The organism is uncultured Chitinophaga sp. (assembly GCF_937898475.1).
Classification (GTDB): Bacteria; Bacteroidota; Bacteroidia; order Chitinophagales; family Chitinophagaceae; genus Chitinophaga.
Window position 1 is genome coordinate 763,228 of record NZ_CALEJS010000016.1, and the last position, 19,560, is coordinate 782,787.

Annotated in this window: 14 protein-coding genes; 6 read left to right on the forward strand and 8 right to left on the reverse strand. The window is 47.7% G+C overall.

What is annotated here, in order from left to right; translation table 11 throughout:
* The first annotated feature begins 16 nt into the window (after positions 1 to 16).
* Both Q0577_RS12915 and Q0577_RS12920 read left to right on the forward strand, forming a co-directional pair.
* The gene (locus tag Q0577_RS12915) at positions 17 to 1,660 is read left to right on the forward strand and encodes a RagB/SusD family nutrient uptake outer membrane protein (protein ID WP_298736907.1); all 1,644 of its coding nucleotides are present in this window, start codon (positions 17 to 19) and stop codon (positions 1,658 to 1,660) included.
* A 460-nt stretch (positions 1,661 to 2,120) separates the two neighbouring features.
* Complete coding sequence (locus Q0577_RS12920; protein ID WP_298736910.1) at positions 2,121 to 2,591, forward strand: hypothetical protein; 471 nt, start codon at positions 2,121 to 2,123, stop codon at positions 2,589 to 2,591.
* Positions 2,592 to 2,687: 96 nt separating this feature from the next.
* Here Q0577_RS12920 and Q0577_RS12925 read toward each other — a convergent pair whose 3' ends face one another.
* Positions 2,688 to 3,419, reverse strand: a complete 732-nt coding sequence (locus Q0577_RS12925; RefSeq protein ID WP_298736912.1) for a phytanoyl-CoA dioxygenase family protein — start codon at positions 3,417 to 3,419, stop codon at positions 2,688 to 2,690.
* Between the two features lie 7 nt (positions 3,420 to 3,426).
* Positions 3,427 to 4,371 carry an SRPBCC family protein gene (locus tag Q0577_RS12930; RefSeq protein ID WP_298736915.1) on the reverse strand — a complete coding sequence of 315 codons (945 nt, stop codon included), beginning with the start codon at positions 4,369 to 4,371 and terminating at the stop codon, positions 3,427 to 3,429.
* A 212-nt stretch (positions 4,372 to 4,583) separates the two neighbouring features.
* On the opposite strand from Q0577_RS12930, the gene Q0577_RS12935 reads away from it, so the two are divergent.
* The gene (locus Q0577_RS12935; RefSeq protein ID WP_298736917.1) at positions 4,584 to 5,357 is read left to right on the forward strand and encodes a murein L,D-transpeptidase catalytic domain family protein; all 774 of its coding nucleotides are present in this window, start codon (positions 4,584 to 4,586) and stop codon (positions 5,355 to 5,357) included.
* A 7-nt stretch (positions 5,358 to 5,364) separates the two neighbouring features.
* On the opposite strand, the gene Q0577_RS12940 is transcribed toward Q0577_RS12935, so the two are convergent.
* From Q0577_RS12940 to Q0577_RS12950, 3 genes are all read right to left on the reverse strand, one after another.
* Positions 5,365 to 6,987: a L,D-transpeptidase family protein gene (locus tag Q0577_RS12940; protein ID WP_298736918.1), complete on the reverse strand. Its 1,623-nt coding sequence runs from the start codon at positions 6,985 to 6,987 to the stop codon at positions 5,365 to 5,367.
* On the reverse strand, positions 6,984 to 7,445 hold the full coding sequence (locus Q0577_RS12945) for a hypothetical protein (RefSeq protein WP_298736920.1): 462 nt from the start codon (positions 7,443 to 7,445) through the stop codon (positions 6,984 to 6,986). The genes Q0577_RS12940 and Q0577_RS12945 overlap by 4 nt, the downstream gene beginning before the upstream one ends.
* 187 nt (positions 7,446 to 7,632) lie before the next feature.
* On the reverse strand, positions 7,633 to 8,823 hold the full coding sequence (locus Q0577_RS12950; RefSeq protein ID WP_298736923.1) for a DUF5009 domain-containing protein: 1,191 nt from the start codon (positions 8,821 to 8,823) through the stop codon (positions 7,633 to 7,635).
* 90 nt (positions 8,824 to 8,913) lie between these two features.
* Between Q0577_RS12950 and Q0577_RS12955 the strand changes: the two genes are divergently transcribed.
* Entirely contained in the window at positions 8,914 to 11,226 is a 2,313-nt protein-coding gene (locus Q0577_RS12955) for a GH92 family glycosyl hydrolase (protein ID WP_298736925.1), read from the forward strand.
* Positions 11,227 to 11,302: 76 nt separating this feature from the next.
* On the opposite strand, the gene Q0577_RS12960 is transcribed toward Q0577_RS12955, so the two are convergent.
* Positions 11,303 to 12,382, reverse strand: coding sequence for a family 10 glycosylhydrolase (locus Q0577_RS12960; RefSeq protein WP_298736927.1), 1,080 nt, complete (start codon positions 12,380 to 12,382; stop codon positions 11,303 to 11,305).
* A gap of 11 nt (positions 12,383 to 12,393) precedes the next feature.
* Positions 12,394 to 13,314 carry a carbohydrate-binding family 9-like protein gene (locus Q0577_RS12965; RefSeq protein WP_298736930.1) on the reverse strand — a complete coding sequence of 307 codons (921 nt, stop codon included), beginning with the start codon at positions 13,312 to 13,314 and terminating at the stop codon, positions 12,394 to 12,396.
* Between the two features lie 340 nt (positions 13,315 to 13,654).
* Here Q0577_RS12965 and Q0577_RS12970 point away from each other — a divergent pair, with 340 nt between their 5' ends.
* Positions 13,655 to 14,011 (forward strand): helix-turn-helix domain-containing protein, encoded by a 357-nt coding sequence (locus Q0577_RS12970; RefSeq protein ID WP_298736932.1) that lies wholly within the window; start codon positions 13,655 to 13,657, stop codon positions 14,009 to 14,011.
* Between the two features lie 19 nt (positions 14,012 to 14,030).
* Here the strand turns inward: Q0577_RS12970 and Q0577_RS12975 are convergent, their stop codons facing one another.
* Positions 14,031 to 15,875 carry a gamma-glutamyltransferase gene (locus Q0577_RS12975; RefSeq protein WP_298736934.1) on the reverse strand — a complete coding sequence of 615 codons (1,845 nt, stop codon included), beginning with the start codon at positions 15,873 to 15,875 and terminating at the stop codon, positions 14,031 to 14,033.
* 676 nt (positions 15,876 to 16,551) lie between these two features.
* Between Q0577_RS12975 and Q0577_RS12980 the strand changes: the two genes are divergently transcribed.
* On the forward strand, positions 16,552 to 19,551 hold the full coding sequence (locus Q0577_RS12980) for a SusC/RagA family TonB-linked outer membrane protein (protein WP_298736936.1): 3,000 nt from the start codon (positions 16,552 to 16,554) through the stop codon (positions 19,549 to 19,551).
* The last annotated feature ends 9 nt before the right edge of the window (positions 19,552 to 19,560 follow it).

The following is a 19,560-nucleotide window of genomic DNA, read 5'->3' on the forward strand; positions in this document are numbered from 1 at the left end:
AATTTATCTCTTACCTGTGCAAAAACCACTACTAAGTGTCCTTTTGCTGGCGGCTCTATGCGCCTGCAAAAAGGATGAAGAACAACCCACCTCACCGGCAGACAATACAACAACCCTTGAAGTACAGGTTTACAACACATTAAACTGGAGCCCCAGCCAGCCGTACGGAACGTTGGAACCAGCTGTCACCGTTCAGTTGTTTAAAACCCGGGAAAGCTTTAATGGTAATGCCCCTGCCTATTCGCAAACAACAGATGCAAATGGTAAAGCTACCTTTGCAAAGATCGATACGGGGCTATATTATATAATAGCCCGTAATGAGAATGCCAGTAACCTGGTTGATGCTACTTTAAAGGACGGCGTTTACATTGGTTACCTGGCAGATTCATTGTATCAAACAGCGGAAGATGTTGCCGCAGGACCGGTAAACAGTTATGGAAGGCCGGGCAACTTTATGCTGGCGGATCTCAATGCAGACGGTAAGATTGACGCCAGCGACAAGACCGTGTTACCGGCGCAGTCAGTAGCCGTTGCGGCAAACGCTACCAGCACAAAACGTATTCTCATCGGCAAACTGGAGAATCGTCCTGATCCCAATTTTGCGAATGAGGCAGCTGTAAATGAAGCTGTACAGCGCAGCTTAGTCAGTCTGAGTAAATGGCATGAGCTGCAAGTGTTATTGGATGCTGTTTATACAGATGACTATGATTGCGAAGGACTTGGGGCCGATTGGTGCGCAATCAACAGTTATACAGAATTAAATCCCGACAACAGCGTTGTAACCCAGTTCTGGAAAGACGGCTTTCAACTTGTCTCTCAACTGAACAGGATTATTATCTATACAGATAAGATACAGGACCCCAACATGACCGCTGCAGAAAAGGAGATGGTTATCTCCCGTGCCAGTGGCCTGAAGGAATACATATACTTTCAGCTGCTTACCTATTTTGAAGCGGTTCCATTGCTTGACAGCATCGATATGCCGGTAACAGCCAATAATAATGCCAGCACAGACGAGATAGTGAACTTTATGAGCCATTTATCGGCAATCGCAGGAAGGCTGCCTGTAACTGACCCCGTTTTCAACACCAACGCCAGTCTGGCTTTGCTAGCTAAAATCTATATGAAATACGGGTACTATCGCAATGCGGCTATTGCCGCCGGTATCGTGGCTGTCGGCCCTTATGAATTATTAGCAGACACCAGTAGCATCTTTACCCAGGCAGCTAACAAGGAGATTATCTGGAATACCTCAGGCAGTTTGCAAACCTTGCCGCTGCAAACGCTCTTTAAAAGAGGACAGTTTCTACCAGAAATACGCCTGGCGGAAGTAACGTTCATGGAAGCAGAAATTGCATTTGAAACAGGGGACTTACCAAACTCAGTAGATAAACTTAACAAATTGCTTCAGCGCGAGAACCGCCCTTTAATCACCTACTCCGCAGATCCCGGCTTTAGAGATGTACTACGGGAGGCAATATACACAAGTTTTACACGCCATATGCGCCTGGAAGGACTTCGCTTTGAGGCCCTGAAACGCTGGAACAGGCTTACACCGGTGCTGGAGCCCCTCGGCTTTAACGACAGAAATAAAGCTTTGCCCATCCCCAACGAAATTCTTATTCAATATCCGAACATGCATCAAAATGTGGGCTATTAAAATTTAACCTTACAAAGGTTATAGGTTACAATAAAAGCTGACATGCAACAGGCCACCTTTCCAGGTGGCTTGTTCTGTTATTAACTCACGCATACTCCACTTTTTGTTTTAGCGACAGAATATATAATATGAAACTTTAATTATTAAAATGAACAAAATGGTTAATGGCAGGATGAAAGGTGAATGATAGTTTAGCAAACTGTAGTCTACACACGCACACAGCCGCAGTTTACATTTCCTTTCAATGTTTAATGCGTTGCAGGGAGATGTAAACATGGGCGCCGGCCTTACTCCATTGTTTTACCCAGTGTCTGTGAAGAAATGTTTGCAGGGCGCCTTTAAAGGCGCCTTGTTTGTTTAAAGAATCATATATAACTGAAACCCAAGTGTTAAAGAATGTTAACGCTTTAAACCCCGATTTTCAGCGCCTGTCTAACTATCAGATCAAATATATGCGAGTATGAAACGAATATTAATGCTGGCTATACTATTAACCGGTACGATAGCTTTCCAGAAAGCCGATGCACAGGTGAGGGTGAATGTAAACTTTAATATCGGCAGTCAACCGGTATGGGGACCTGTAGGTTATGATTATGCAGAATATTATTACATGCCTGATATTGAAGCATACTACTATGTGCCTTCCAGGCAATTCATATATCTTGATGGAACGCGCTGGGTGCGGGCGCGCGCTTTACCGGCCCGTTACCGCGGCTATGACATTTACCACAGTCATAAGGTAGTGATCAATGAGCCCAATCCCTGGCTGCATCATAATAACTATAAGGTACGTTATGCAGGTTACCGGAACCGCCACGACCAGGTGATCATCCGCGACAGTCGTGATCCAAAATATTACAGGGTTAAAGGTCATCCGCAACACGGCAATTGGAAAAAGGAAAAATCAAGAGGACGGGGTCATAGACATTGACAGGGTTTATATGGTTTGCTTGTTAAAAAGGGCCGGCTGCTGTTGCAGCCGGCTTTCTTATTACTGATGTACGAATCCCTTCCCGTATACACGATATTATAATGCCGGATGGAGTGATTCTGCCCACTGCAACTCCCGCGGCAAAGCAGTGTTGGCAAATTCGATATGGATAACGCGCCTGTTCTTATTGCCGGCAGCCCTGTCCGACGCATGCAGCAGCAATGGGCGCATGATCATCACACCGCCCTTTTTAACCTTGCATGTCAGCATCGATTCTTTCTTCCAGTCGATAGTTTCGGGGCGGTACACTCCTTTCAGGTGAGAGCCCGGAACCACTTTTAAAGCGCCGTTGTTTTCATCTGTATCATCAAGATGAATGCGGATGGTGAAGATGTTTTTCAGTATTTCCAAAGGCGGCTGAACGGCAAACTGCTCATCTTTAGCAGTCCAGGGCCCGAATCCCTGTAACGGTACTTTTTTATCAACAGAGATAGTAAGATCCTGGTGCCAGGCAACAAACCAATTGGATTGGGCCGGCTTATCAAAATAGATAGACTTTACTACAAAATAGTCTGTACCGAAAAGTGAATGAACAATATCATTCAACTTCTCTGTAAAGATCCGTTTGCGAAGAGAAGGTATTTCTCTTAAAAATCTGCGGATAGCAAACAGGTCTTTTGTTTTACGGAATGCCGGACCGGCGTTGACAGTTGCTGCTATTTCAGTTGCGATAGCGCTGATATCGGCATCAGGAAATATATTGTCAATGACGGTAAACCCTGCTGTTGCGAGTTGTTGTTCATGAAATGCCTTGTCTTCCTGTTGCATTACTCATTTACTTTTCTGCCTGTTGTTTTATGTGTTCCAGCACCCGTTGGTGTATTTTGTGAATAATAAATGTGCTCCACTGACGCCAGTAAAAAGCGGGCTTTATATTGTGATAATACCAGGTGGTGCCCTCCAGCAGTGTATTACCGTTAGGTAACGGTATTAAGCGGAATTGTCCCTGTTTTGAAACAAAATAGTCATGCAGGTGAGGGGCTTTCACATCCCAGAAACTAAGCTCTTTCAATGGCGCGGGTTGTTCCGCCACATCAAACTTCAACAAACGCGCTTCTTTCCATGCCGTAACGGGTTCCACAAAACTACCCGTATTAAAGTTGCAGTGTCTCACAGCTCCAACACCTTCCCCTGTGATGGTGGCATTAACAGGATAGGCAATACCCGTTTTAAAGATGAAGGCTGTTGGCTCAGGAAGCTGCGGAAATGCAATGACATGCCTCCATACGGTTTCCGGAGTTGCTTTTATTTCTACACTGGTGGTAACTGCATTGAGGGAGGGAGGATAGCTTTTCTCAATAAATGACAGTGAAGGAATGCTGCATGTAAGTAACAATACCGCCAGTGGGGTTTTGCCGGGTGTTTTCCTGACCAGTGCATATCCCAGTAAACTACCTACCCAGGTCAGTAAGATAGCCGGCAGCAGTGCCATGACAATGCAAATAAGGCCTTCCATCGCACACGCCATCAATAACACCATACACAGGCCAAGCGACCAGAAACCGGTCTGCACAACCGCCCGGCAGCTTACTGCTCTTTTATAGGCGTAGATGACAGCTGAACATCCACCGATGAAGAGAGGGGTTATTACAAAAAGCGCCAATCCATATTCTCCAATTCCGTAAATAGCCCAGGCAATTAACAATAATGCCACAAGTGAGGTCAGGCCGACCGCCATCCATTTTCGTGGCTTTTCTTCCACAGGTAAGCTCGTATTCATAGCGTATGCTAGGGTTTTATAAAGGTTCAAATATACTATTCTACCGGGCTCATCTGCCTTTTTGTCGTAAAAATGTTAAAAAATGTATGAAAGTCTTCTCCGGCTTCTGTTTCCGGTCATTTTTTCCGACCTTTGTCCTATTATTCAAGTGACTATACCTGACAATCTTTTGAAAAACTATTTTTTATCCAAGTGTAAAAGGAGTTGTGCAGATGCGTATACCTATCCGAAAAAAAGCCAGATTTTTACTCTTACCAGTTATCATTTTTACTTTCTTATTTGCTGACCATGTCTCTTCTTCTACGGGGCCTGTTAAGGCAGTAAAGAAAGCCAGCCCTACAGTAAATGCTACCAGCAATACACTGATGGTGTATGACAGTCTTCAATTGAACGGACTGGGCCTTTCACAGAAAGCATTTACCTATGGCGTACAGGGGTTTCAATATCTCTTGCAACAGGGTCGGTTGAAAAACGACAGTGTGATCGCCATTGTAGATTTCAGCCTTCCTTCCAACCAGAAACGCCTGTTCGTGATCGATGTTAAGAATGCCCGGTTACTGTTTAATACGCTGGTATCTCACGGAAGGAATTCCGGCAAGCTGAACGCTACCAGTTTCTCCAATAAGCTCAACAGTTATAAAACCAGCCTTGGTTTTTATATTACCGATAATACTTACATAGGTGAACATGGGCTTTCACTGCGCTTAAAGGGTACTGAAAAAGGCATTAACGACAATGCCATGAGCAGGGCTATTGTAATGCACGGAGCAGATTATGTAAATGAAGACCTGATTAACAGCCAGGGATATATAGGCCGCAGCCTGGGTTGCCCCGCCATACCTGTATCCGTTCACCGCGAGATCATCAATACGATCAGCAACGGCGCCTGCCTGTTCCTGTACGGCGCTAACAAAAACTATATCACCAGTTCCAAAATACTTAAAGAACCGGGGCGCAGCATTGCGATGAGCACACCGGTAATGTAAACCGGCATTATGGAGCGGCCGGCGCATCGCTGAACATCTTCTGCGCCAGCCGCGCATCATGCCCGTAGATATCTTCGCGGAACTGCAGTTGCCCCTGTTCATCTGCTACAGCGGTGTAATAAACGATCAATACAGGGATTGGCTGCTTCACTTTCACATATTTTTCTTTGTCGCCTTTATTGAGTGCGCTGTCTATTTTTTCAGGGCCCCATCCTGATGTGCCTTCCAGCACGTAACGGGCCAGTTTCGCGGGATCGCTTACCCGGATGCAACCGTGGCTGTAGGCCCTCTTATCCTTCTCAAAAAGTGATTTTATGGGCGTATCGTGCAGGTAAATATTGAAACTGTTTGGGAAAAGGAATTTCACTCTTCCAAGTGAGTTCTTTTCGCCAGGCCGCTGGCGTACCACTGGCAGGCCGTTCCGCTCACCGGTAACTTCCATATCATTTTCTTCCAGGTAATTTTCGTCCTTCTCCAGCTTGGGCAGGATTTCCTTGCTTACAATACTGCGGGGAACGTGCCAGTATGGATTAAATACCACCTGGTTAAGCTCGCCGGAGAACATCGTGGTATGCTGCCCCTCACGGCCCACTACCACCGGCATATCAAATGCTTTCTCTTTTCCATTCCAGGCGTGCAGTACAAATTCAGGTATATTGATCATGATCAGCCGGCCCTCCGGCTCGGCAGGCGCCCAACGCATCCGTTCCATATTCATCAGCAGCTGGCGGATACGGGCGTCCGTTGGTACGTTCAATTCCGTGAGCAGGGTATCTGTAACGGTACCCGTTGGCGTATACCCATGATGTTGCTGGTATGTTTTTACCGCTGTTTCCAATGCGTCGTCAAAAACCGCGAGGGTATCATTTCCCGGCAGCTCGCCGGTAAACTGCAGCCGCTTCCTGATCGCCATCACTGCCGGGCCACGATCGCCTTTTTTGTACTTTTTCTTATCGGCAGTAATAGCAGGCCACCCCCCTTTCCGGGCAATATCAATATACTTTGGCAACAGCTCTTTCATCTTCCTGTAAACCGGGTGATCACTTCCCTTATCATTAATACGTGCCGCTACAGCTGCCGCCAGCTCCATTGTTTTATGCCGTTGCACAGGAATAAACTGTTCCAGTAATTCCGGATCCGGATCATCAAAGGTATGCCGGGCATAATCTATGAAGCGCCGGGTGAGCTGTAATTCTGTTTTAACAATACCCGCATCGCGGGCAGACACGGTAGTATCATCTTCTGCCGCCAGCTCATTCAGGCGGGCTTCCAGCTGTTTGTTCGCTGTAGCGGTATCTGTACTGTAGTCATACAGGCTACGAAAACCCAGGGCCTGTTCTGTAAGGCCCCGGGTATCGAACCAGGCATATTCAAAGTTGCGCGCGTTATAGAAACTGCGCATCATATTGGCGATGGTGTCATTCAGCTGTTGCTTTGTTATGAATTTTTCAACATCGGTACTGTCCAGGAACAGGTTATTGTAAGCGTTGCTTTCATTGATCGCCGTATTCCTGGGCGTGATCTTTACCGTATGTTGTTGTGTGCCCTGCTTACAGGCTGCCATCAGCAAAACCACGGCCGCCGGGATGATTAAAGTGCTCAGTCTAACAGTTGCTATGCTTATTTTCATGGTGTAATCTCATTTTTAATATAGCTGTGCCATGGCGAGAATCGTTTAACCGTATCCAGCCAATAGGCATTATGTAAGTCAACATCGCTGTAGGGACGCCCGTCGAGCGCTTCGGCGCTCATATCAGTCAGGTGCCAGTCGTCCTCTTTAAAATGCCACTTAAAGTTGTGGGCGGCATTATGGTTATAGCCGCCGTTGCCCGGCGCCAGGGCACCATTCACTATCTGTCTTTGTGCAACCGGCTGTGCCAACTGTTCGGTTATCTTCCTGATCAATTGTGTATCTGCAGTGGCTACTATAAAAGATGTATCGCGCCAGTCGTCTGCGCCGCCGGGTTCTCGTTCATCAGTGAAATCCGAAAATCCTACTTCATAATAACGCAGCGCAGGGCCAGGTGCAGGGTCATCAGAACAGGCCATTGTAAATAACAGGGCAGACAATACGCATAATCTGAGCATGGTCAATTGGTTTTAATAGATTGACAATAAATGGAACAACAAATACTATACCCGCACGCGTGGGAGCGTGCTGAACATATTTACGGGTATTGGCTGTATCTCCGGAGAAAGCTGCTTACCAATAAAGACGGTAATTGAAAAACGTGCTGAAGGTTGATTAAGTTACAGGGAGCAGGTTTGTATACTGTTACAACTGGAGTTTTATGCCTCCTTTATTTAATGCTTTTGCTATACCCATAACCACTACGGCATAAAATATACACCATAACAGACCTGTTATACCGGTGTGCAATATACCCGGCAGCTTTATATGCAGCAGGTGCAGCAAGGCATAGATAACGAATGGCACTATATAGGTTAACAGCGGGTTAGCAGCAGCCGGACGGAAAAAGTGAGTCCACCTGCTCTGGTGTTTTATATCTATCAGCCAGTAAAGAAAGCAGAACAGTATACAGCATATAGCTGCGCTATACAGGCACCAGGTTGGTGTTGCATATATCTTTGATATTTTGAAGTATGGGCGCAGAAAATAACCGGCTATCAACAGCAGGAGGGTAAATCCGGCCGCATACAGGTAGCGCTGCCGGCGGTTTAGTTTGAGACCCTGGTCAAAAAATACCAGCGACAGCAGCATGCCGCTCAGCACAATCGATACATGTGCCGCATTGCCGCTCTGCCCCGCCATCCATTTCCAGGCAGACTGCTGCACTGCCGGCTGCCTTCCTACGGCATAAAATATTACGCACAGGGCTACCATAGCAAGTATACCGTATAAGTTGCCTTTAAATAGCTGGTAGATAATGCAGCTATAGAGGTAGGCCCATCCAATAAGCCCCAGTATACCCCACCAGTGCGGTTGCATATGTGCTGTACCATCTTCACCACCCCTGTAAATGAACGCCAGTACAATAAGCCCTGCGATACCGATTCCTTTCAGCAGGTACACTACCCATTGCCGGGAAAAAGAATACACATTCCATACCAGTATCACACATACATAGAACAGCAATGACCACAAATAAATAGACATACCCATCGCTGCTTCATTGTAGCCACCTTCCGCATTTACCATGAAAAAACCCAGCACCAGCAAGCCCAGTGAACGCCAGAGAATATGCCATTGCAGCTTCATAAAATTATCTCCCTTTGACAGGCGGCGGTTAACGGCAAAAGGTATGGACATGCCCACAATAAAAAGGAAAGCCGGGAATACCACATCCACAAAGGTCATGGCATCCGCATCTGCAGGCATGTGTTTCATCCATGCCGGGATGCCGCTTACACCGGCCAGTTCGTTGACAAAGATCATTACCAGGATGGTAATGCCACGTAAAGCATCGATGGAAAGAATGCGCTGGCTGCTTAATTGGTTGATCATGTACAGGGTTTATCTTGAAATGTAATACATACGGCGGACAATTGCAATTTTAAGATACAGGGCGTATCTTGCCTTTTTAAAGCAGATCATATGAATTTGGGGTTAAAATGGTATTTACTGGCCCTTTCAGGGCTGGTAACAAGCGTTCAGTCAACAGCGCAGGTGGAGCAACCTGCCAAGGTACAGTTAAAGGGACAAAAACAATCAAAAAAATTACCGGAAAGCAAGTCATTGGCTTATGTAGATCCCTACATCGGATCTGGTGGCCATGGTCACGTATTTGTAGGCGCCAGTGTGCCTTTCGGGGCTGTTCAGGTAGGACCAACCAATATAGTGAAGGGTTGGGACTGGTGCTCGGGCTATCACTATTCTGACAGTGTGGTGATCGGGTTTTCGCAAACGCACCTCAGCGGCACCGGTATTGGCGACCTGGGAGATGTGCTGATCATGCCCTACACCGGCAGTGTAAAAACCAGTAAAGGCACCCAGGACAATCCAACCTCCGGTTACGGCTCTCACTACTCACATGCCAATGAAACGGCCAGGCCGGGTTACTATGCGGTTAAACTGGAAGATCATGACATACAGGTGGAGCTGACCGCCAGCGAGCGTGTAGGATTTCATAAATACACCTTCCCGGAAGGTAAGCCCGCACACATCATCGTTGACCTGAAAGAAGGTATTGGATGGGATGCGCCGGTAGAAACCTATATCCGCCAGAAGGACGAATACACCCTGGAAGGCTACCGCTTTTCCAAGGGCTGGGCAGAAGATCAGCGTTTATGGTTCGCCATTCGCAGCTCTGTTCCGGTAAAACAGTTTGCCGTATATGAGGGCGATGAGAAGAAAGAAGGCAATGAGCTGAAATCAAAATTCACCAAAGGACTGATTTCCTTTGACAAAGCCCCTGCACAGGTAATGCTGAAAGTGGGCATTTCTCCTGTCAGCAGTGAGAATGCGCTGGCCAATATCAATGCGGAGATCCCCGGCTGGGACTTTAACCAGATGGTGAACAGCGCCAATGCCAAATGGAGCAGGCAGCTTTCCAAGATCAACGTGCAAACAAAGGACGAAAGTGCCAAACGCGTCTTCTATACCGCCCTTTATCATACCATGATAGGCCCGGCGCTGTTCAACGACCATGATGGTACTTACCGTGGCACAGATAAAAAAGTGTATAAAAACCCGGGATTTGACAACTATACTGTTTTCTCCCTGTGGGATATTTACCGCTCTACTGCCCCACTCAGCACATTGCTGCATACAGACCGGGTGAACAGTTTTGTGAACTCTATGCTGGCTATTTACCAGCAGCAGGGTAAGCTGCCGGTATGGCCGCTGATGGGTAACGAAACCAATTGTATGGTGGGTTACCATGCCGTACCGTTGATAGCAGACGCATACCTGAAAGGCTTTACCGGGTTTGATCCTGTTGCTGCGCTGGAGGCGATGAAAGTTACCTCTACCCGCAACGAATTCGGCCTTAACTATGTGAAGGAGCGCGGATACATTCCTGCAGATAAGGAATACGAATCCGTGTCTAAAGCCATGGAATATGCGATAGACGACTGGTGTATTGCCGCCATGGCTAAGAAGCTGGGCAAAATGGATGACTATGCGCTTTATTCCAAACGCGCTGCCTACTATAAGAATTATTTTGACAGTACCATCAAATTTGTGCGCCCCCGCATGAGCGATGGCAGCTTTAAAACGCCCTACGATCCTTTCCGCTCCATACATGAAAAGGGCGACTTCACCGAGGGTAACGGCTGGCAGTATACCTGGCTGGTACCCCAGGATGTGGAAGGCCTGATCGGGCTGATGGGTGGCGATGAGCCGTTTACCAAAAAGCTGGACAGCCTTTTTGAAGCAAAAAGCGATATGGGAGCAGAAGCCTCTCCGGATATTTCGGGCCTTATTGGTATGTATGCGCATGGTAATGAACCCAGCCATCACGTTACCTACATGTATACTTATGCCGGTAAACAATGGAAAACCGCAGAAAAGGTAAGGCAGGTGATCAACGACTTCTATACCGCGAAACCAGACGGGCTGGCAGGCAATGAGGATGTAGGCGCAATGTCTTCCTGGTTTGTGTTATCTTCTGTTGGTTTCTACCCGGTTAACCCGGCCAAGGGCCTGTATGTATTTGGCAGCCCTCTGTTTGACAAGGCCAGCGTGCAGGTACCGGGCGGTAAAACATTTACCGTTCAAACCATCAATAACAGCGCTGAGAATAAGTATATCCAAAGTATTATGCTGAACGGAAAACCATACACAAAAAGCTACATCAGGCACGCCGATATTGTGAAAGGCGGTACACTGACCATTGAAATGGGCAAGCAACCGAATTATGATTTTGGTAAGCCTGTGGCAGATCGCCCTAATTCATTAATTGATTAAGCTATAGGGGCTTTATAATACAAAACGCCTGACGTAATGTACGTCAGGCGTTTTGCTTTTATTTAATGGCAGTTTATCAACTGATGGCCGCCAGTACTTCCGGCGTGATATTTCCAAACAGCGATACACCCGCAGCACCGTTTTGCAGCGCCAGTTCAACACCGCGTTTCAGATCTGCCATGTTACCGTTGAAGTCAGGCAGGAACAAGCCGGCGTAAAGCGGGAAGCGGCCGTTCAGCCCTTTAACCCCGTCTGCCACGGCTTCTCCGATCCAGCTTACATCTTCTTTATAAAAGCCGTGATAGATCATCGGGCAGACAGCGTTCAGGTTCCAGTTGGTCCAGTCCTGCCGTACAATGCGTTTGGCAATTTCCGGGGTGGGAAATACTGCTGCGGTAATCGGCTTTTTATGTTGCTGGGCCACCTTTGCCAGTGTATTTACCACATTGGTAATACGATCGTAGCGGTATTTACGCCAGGAAGGGCTCTGGTCAGGATGTTCCAGATCCAGCGGGTCTACGCCTTTCTGCGCTTTGTAACCGCTGCGGCAGGTTTCGCAATAGCAGAAATCGTATTCAGGCAGTTCTTTAGACTGATCAATACCGTATTTGCTCCACAGGTTCACCGGCAGGATCACGTCGCAGAAACGGATATAATCCAGGTGAATACCGTCTACATAGTCTTTTGAAAGTATGCTGGTTACCTGTTCTTTCAGGTAATTGATCACTTCCGGTTTGCTGGGGCATAACCATCGGTAGTAATCCACATATGGCGGATGGGTAGCGCAGGACTCTCCTTTACGGTTCTTCGTATACCATTCAGGGTGGGTTGTCAGCAGCTCCTTATCATGGGCACGGTTCATGGTCCATATCCAGCGGTGAGCTTTGATACCGTTCTTTTTGGCAATTCGGAAATGTTTTTCACTGTCGTCTTCAAAGAAAATATCCGCTATGCCGGCTTTTTTGTAAGCGGCATAACGTTCCTGGATCTGTGCTTCCGTTTCTTTATGGTCCGGATTGATCCAAACACGGTGAGATCCTTTCTGTTGCGGGCCTACTGACCATGCTGACCATCCTGCCGCTTTGGAAGAACGGGAAGGCAAGGTAAGCGCCATGCTGCCGATCCCTAATGATTTGATAAAATTACGCTTGTCCATTCCTCTTTGATTTATTGATTATTGCCGGTTTGTGTGGCAAATTGAAGATAGCCCCATTTCTGTGGCACGTGCATATTGATGACGCCCTGCGGTGACCATACCCAGTTATGTTCGGGCAATGGTTTGCCGGTGGCAGGATTGAGCTTCTTTACATATTGACCGTTCTTTATCTCTGTGTCCCATTCCACACGGGAAAAGTTAATGCGCCAGGTGGTGCCGTTTTCTGGTATCATAGGAACACCCAGCAGGTGAAGCGCTTTAAAGGGAATAGCCATTTCAACGGTCCACGATTTGTCTTTATCAGCAGGCTGATTCAGTGTGCCGTTAATATGCACTTCGGTGCGCATACCTTTCGTGTCCCAGGTCATCAGGGCATGCCCGCCTTCACTGTAGGGCCTGGGCATGAACAGGTCAAATATGGTATTGCGTGCGTTGATCTCTATTTCAAAATACTCTTTTGTATCTCCGTCGGGGTCTATGAAAACTTCAAAATCGTTATCATGGAAAATGATGGTATCGTGCTTTAACAGTTTACCCCATACATGTGGTTCCTCCATTTCCGCTGCGATGTACAGGTACTCCTGGTCCCACACCATCTTTACGCGGGTGCGTAAAGGCGGCTTAGGTTGTTTATCCCCTTCAATGTCTGTAAAGTCGCTGGTCCAGGGCGCCTGCTGCCAGGCGGCTTCGTCTGGTTTACCATCAATGTTTATTTGTTTCCCGGTCTGATAACAGGTATAGCGTAAAGGTTCAGCGTGTTGTGCGTTCACTGTTAATGCAGACAATAGTAAGATCCCCCCGGTTACAACGTTACGGATGCTGCTGGTAGTAATAAATCGGTGCATGTCGTAAATATAAACAATTAAACGCCGCTTTTCAAAGAAGCGGCGTAGGGTCTGGATGACCGCTACACCGCCGTTAGAATCCGCCATTGAACGTCACTATGAATTTGGGGTGTGCTGTATAGTAAGATTGGGGGTAACACACTGTTCACTGTTACTGGTTGTTTGCTTTAGTCATCCGGCCTGTCTTTATTCCTGTAAAAAGTATAAAAACGATCCGCCCATATAATTTCAGGCGCATTTAAACTTTTCAAGTTTGATCTTTGCGCTTAATCGATTATTTTGGCTAAAACCATTTTAAGGAACAGGCTTCAAAACAGCCGGGAGATTTTCCAGAAGCATGATTTCCGTTCAGGGAACAAAGCAACTACTTCCGGGTTAGGTGTGCAATAACTCACTATATAATTAGTAACTACTTAAATAAATAGATATGGCGGGAAGGAAGGTAAACTCCACCAACTATCAAAACCAGGCTTTGCTGGAAAACAAGTGCTCTCTGAATGAAATGCTGGTATTGTTAAGCAGGAGATGGATCACGGAGATCCTTTTCTGCATCCAGGAGGGAAATAACCGGTTCTCCGGCATCAAGGGAGAACTGGCGCCTATTACGGATCATATCCTGGCAGACCGGTTAAAACTACTAGAAAAGAACGGGCTTATCAACCGGCAGCATTTTCCTGAAGTGCCTCCCAAAGTGGTATACTCGCTTACGGAGAAAGGAGAGGAATTATGCGTACTGCTGGAGAAGCTGTGCAATTTTTCCGATAGCATGTCAATATGCTGTTAAAAGGGATGCGGGTGTGTTGTTACCACCCGATTCCGTAATCTTCACCATGGTTACTGGAACCGCCCCAAAAGCTGCCATGCAGCCAGTCAAAATAAATGGCATTGATGGGGCCTGAGGTACGTTCCTGGTAGTCTATTTTATACCCCATACGCGCCAGCTCCTTACGGGTCCAGAAGGGCGTATTCTGCTGCAGGGTAAGTCCTCCGGGCTTGCGTTCATGTATCCCGAAAGAGGAATACATCTGGTAACTGTTAAAATTGGCTGCCTCCACGGCTTCCTGCACATTCATACCAAATTCCACCACATTCAGGAAAAACTGCAGCAGGTTCTGATCCTGACTGTCGCCTCCCTGCACGGCGAAGGACAGGAAAGGTTTTCCATCTTTCAGCGCCAGCGTGGGTGTTAAGGTAACCCTGGGATGTTTGCCTGGCTCCATTACATTGAAGGGATTCTCTTTCTTGTCCAGCACGAAACTCTGCAGGCGCTGGCTTAAACCCACACCTGTACGGCCGGCAATGGTGGCAGGGATCCAGCCCCCGCTCGGGGTAACTGACACTACCCATCCTTCCTCGTCTGCCGCTTCAACTGAAGTGGTACCGCTCTGGAATGTTTTCAGGAAAGGATCATCAGTACCTTGTATAGGTTCTTCAGGGCGGTACACAGCGGTATGGCCCCACGTTTTTAAAAAATCAAAATAAGGGTTCTGTTTAGCTTCAAATGGGTATGGATCTCCCGGGCCGATAGTGGTATCATTCTTTTCAGGGTTGATCAATCTGGCGCGCTCTTTTGCATAGGCTTTGGAAAGCAGCCCTTTCATAGGTTCTTCCGGCGGGAAATACGGATCGCCATAGTAGAAGTCGCGGTCGGCAAAGGCCAGGTTCATAGCCTGGTATACCGTATGGATGTAGCGGGAAGAGTTGTACCCCATTCCTTTCAGGTCAAAATTCTCCAGGATATTCAAGGCCTGCAGCATGGCGGGGCCCTGCGTCCATTGTGAGAGTTTATAAACATCAATGCCTTTGTAGTTCACCTTCATGGGGGTCTCGATATGCACTTTCCAGTTAGCCATATCTTCCAGGGTGATCAAGCCGCCCTGTTCCCGGGTGCCGCGTACAAATTCCTGTGCAATATCTCCTTTATAAAACCGGTCATAGGCAGCGTAAATAGCTTCCTTGCGTGATTTACCTTTCTTCAGTGCGGCCTGCTCTGCCTCCACCATTTTCTGCAGGGTGACCAGGAGGTCTGGCTGACGGAAGATCTCCCCGGCATCAGGCGCAACCCGTTGCCGCTCCGGGTGGGTAAAGAACAATTGTTTGGAATAGGGCCATTGCGCTATCCACTTCCTGTACTCCTGGATGTAATTGGCCGTTTGCGCTTCTATAGGATAACCTTTTGCCAGCTCCATAGCGGGGGCCAGCACTTCCTTCAGGCTTTTTGTGCCATACTCCGCCAGCATGGTGAGAATGCCCCCTGGAGTACCAGGGGTAACTGCGGAGAGCGGGCCATACTCCGGCGGGTATTGCATGTTGCGCTGCTTGTAAAAAGCAGGCGTAGCGCCGGTAGGAGCCACGCCCAGTGCGTTGATGCCTATAACTTGTTTGGTTTTAGGATTATAGATGAGCGCCTGTGTTTCTCCGCCCCAGCTCAGCACATCCCACATGGTAGATGTGGCTGCGATCATGGCGCAGGCTGCGTCTACCGCGTTGCCATGCTGCTGAAAGATCATCGCTCCTGCGGTAGCTGCCAGTGGTTTACCGGTAATAGCCATCCAGTGCTGGCCGTGCAATACGGGTTTCTGTGTGTGCTGGGCCTGTAAAAATACCGGCAGGCATAACAGCAACAGGATCGCGTAACATTTTCCCATAGCAAATAGATTTTGGTTGCGATATAGATAAATGTACTACTTTGTTCATTGTTATGCCTGCAAAATAGATGAGCGGTTTCCGTTGTTCTTTCCTATAACGCCGACGGCTAAACTCATCCATTGAAAAATACTGCTGACTACGGGAGTTAAAATAATTGTTAAAAAATTATGAAAAATCCAATCCGCTGATTATATTTGGTCATAACCGTTTGAAGAACTATATACGTCATCGGATTAAGTTTTGTTCAGGCCCACGAAACAGTGTAGTATCCCCGAACACGCGTCATCAGCCCAAACTGTCAAATGCCCTTCAAAGCTAATCCAGAACCATATTCCATAAGATTGTATAGCACTGAAATGTCCATTAAAGAATTCCACAATGATTGCACATGCAGGTCAAAATTTTACATCACACAAAAGGCCATGCCATACGCATGCCCGTCTGCCCATGTTTACGGCTTCCTTTATTGCGCTTGCAAATGACCATTGATCCTGCAGCGGATCAGTAGTTAAGGCCTTGCGCAAAACAGCATTCCTATCCGCATGCAGTCATCCTGCATGCAGGATGTGTATTGTCTGAAAATTCCCTTATGAAACCGGGCCACACCAGACCTCCAGGAACTGGTGAAGGGAGTCATTTGCCATCCGGTAAGGTAACCATCCAAATTTAATTCCGATGAACAATCGTTTCGTCTCCCTGCAGCTGGTACTGACAGGGACAGCTATCTGTATGCTGTTATGTTCATATAGCCATGCACAACAGGTGTATAAAAACAAAGATACCGCCATTAATGCCGCCACTGACAGCATTGCCTGGTTAAAGCGAACGCCTTTGCTGCCGCGGGATACAACCGGGCATTTTCCCAACAACGAACTTTTTCTGCAGCGTAACAAGGCAGCCGCTGTTGCTGCTGCCGATATCGATGAGTTGCGAAAACTGCCTTATGCCAGTATTGATCAGATGTTGTCCGGCCGGGTAACTGGTGTGGATATACGTACTCCCAGCGCCGAACCAGGTAAACGCAACAGTGTCTTCATAAGAGGCACGGCCACACTGCTACTGAAAAACAGTGATGTGTTCTACGCGCAGCCCACTTACATTGTTGATGGCATTCCGCTGGTGCCAGACCATCCTTTTCCATACGACATACAACGTTTTGATGTGAACCGCCTGGGTACAGAAACCAATATCCTTTCCTTCCTGGATGTGAATGATATTGAAAGCCTGGAAGTGCTGAAAGACTTTGCCGCCAGTGCTAAATACGGCCCACTGACTGCCAACGGCATCATCAGCATCACCACCAAAGGTCCGCGATCAGGGCGCATGAAAGTAGCGGTAAATTCCTGGATAGGCCTCAGCCTGCGGCCTGCTGTTGATGTGGTCAATGCGCGGTTTGAAAGGGATTTTCGTATGCCCTTCTACGAGAAGTATGCCACCGAAGCGCAATGGCGTAACTTCCCCCGCTACCTGGCAGACTCCACACAGTCAAGGTACTATGGCGCTGCCAACTGGGATGATCTTTATTACCGCAACGGTTTGAGTAACGGGATACAGGCTGCTGTAAGCGGCGGCACGCGTTTGGCCAATTTCCGTTTCAGCCTGGGTCGCTCGGTGCAACAAGGGGTGGCAGATCACACCAATATGCAACGATATGATGTGAACTTCGGTGTGAACCTGATGCCTGTAAAACACCTGATGCTGACCACCTATATCAGCGGAGCCGCCATCACCCGTAAAAGAAATGAGTTTATCCGCGACAGGGCAGCTGATGAAGACTACCTGGTTAATTTCGAAAACCCACCCTCGCCAGGCAAACAATACCTGCAGGAGTATTATCACTATCTGAAAGATGGACTGAACCGTAACCGTAACAACAATGCCCATGTACTGGCCAACCTGCATTATACCTTACCAGCAGACTGGTCGCTTAACACACGGTTCAGTATAGATTACGGGCAGAACTTCCGTGACTTGTTCATTCCCACCACTATCAACGATGGTAACAACTTTGTATCCAACTTTGATGGTCTCAGCCGCAGAATGATGCTGGACAACTCAATCCGGTATGATCATACATTTGTGAATAGGCATCATATTGATGTTACCCTTGGTCAATATGCGCAGTGGGACAAATGGCGATATGATTATGGCAAGGCCTACAAGGGCAGAAGCGATTACATCAAGATCTATAAGCCCGGTGATGACTCCAACAAGGAAGGTGTTTTTGGTAACCTTCGCCTGCAGGCCAATTTTAAAGATTATACACAATCCAACCTGGCCTCTTTCTATACCAACTTCGGCTACAATTACGCAGAAAAATATTTCCTTAACCTGTACCTGCGCAGGGATGGCAGTTCCAATGTACCGGGCGAAAACCGCTGGCTGTTCTCACCCACTATATCTACCGCCTGGAAAGTAACCGCGGAAGAATTTATGAAAGGCGCCTCCCTGTTCAGCCAGTTGCAGCTCCGCGCCAGCTACGGCCGTGTAGGGCGGATACTAATGGACGAATACTTTAAGGACGGCCCAATATATAATGTAGATATAGGATGGAATGGCCTTCCCAACAGCGCTACCTATAATGCCTTCCCGGCCCTTAATGCCGCATTCGGCACTGGTTATATCAGCGAGCATATAAAATGGCCTTACGTAGAACAGTGGAACCTTGGGCTGGACTTAGGTTTGCTGGATAACCGCATCCGCGCCAGCCTGGATGTATACAGCAAAACAGACCGCGACCTGTTGCTGAAGATACCGGTAATGGAAGAAACAGGTTACACGGGTATTATCCGCAATGGCATGGACATACGTAACTATGGCTATGAGCTCACAATTGATGCGGATATACTGCGCAATGGCTCCTTTCAATGGAGTACCGGCATATCTGCTTACACCAGCCAGAATAAATTACTCGCCATGCCCAACGGCATACAGGATATTACCATCAATAACCGCCGGCTCCTGGTAGGAAAACCGGTAGACCGGTACTGGCTGCTGATCAATGAAGGTATTTATGATACGGATGCGGCGGTACCTGTGAACCCCTCCACCGGCAGAAAAATGACTTACCAGGGTGTAACGCTGCAGGCAGGAGATCCTGCCTGGAAAGACCTTAACGGCGACTATGTGATCAATGATGCAGACCGTGTAATGAAAGGACGGCAGGTACCCGCCGTACAAGGCTACTTCAGCAACACCTTTCACTACCGGCAGCTGGAGCTGAACCTGCTTTGCAATTATGCCTTTGGCCGTAAGATCATCAACCAGGCCATGGCAGACCGCTTTGACTTTGCCGTACGCGAAGGCGCAGATGACATGAAAGGCATTAAGGAAGTGAACTACTGGGCTAAAGAGGATGGTGATTACGGCAAATATCCCCTTTACAATCCCTGGAGCCTGGTTAATCCTTACCAGCCAGACCAGACGCTGTTCCTGGAAGATGGCTCCTATATAAAAATGCGGGCCATAACCCTTGCCTATAACCTGCGGACAAAATGGATGCAGCGTACAGGTATTGAACAATGGCGCATTTACGCCACTGCCAACAACGTGTGGACCTGGAGCCCTTATTCCGGAGGAGATCCAGAGGCTACTGATTATTTCGGTTATGATCAGGGCTACTATAACTGGTCTGCCCCCCGCAGCTTTACCCTGGGATTCAACTTTCAATTCTGATCCTGAAAA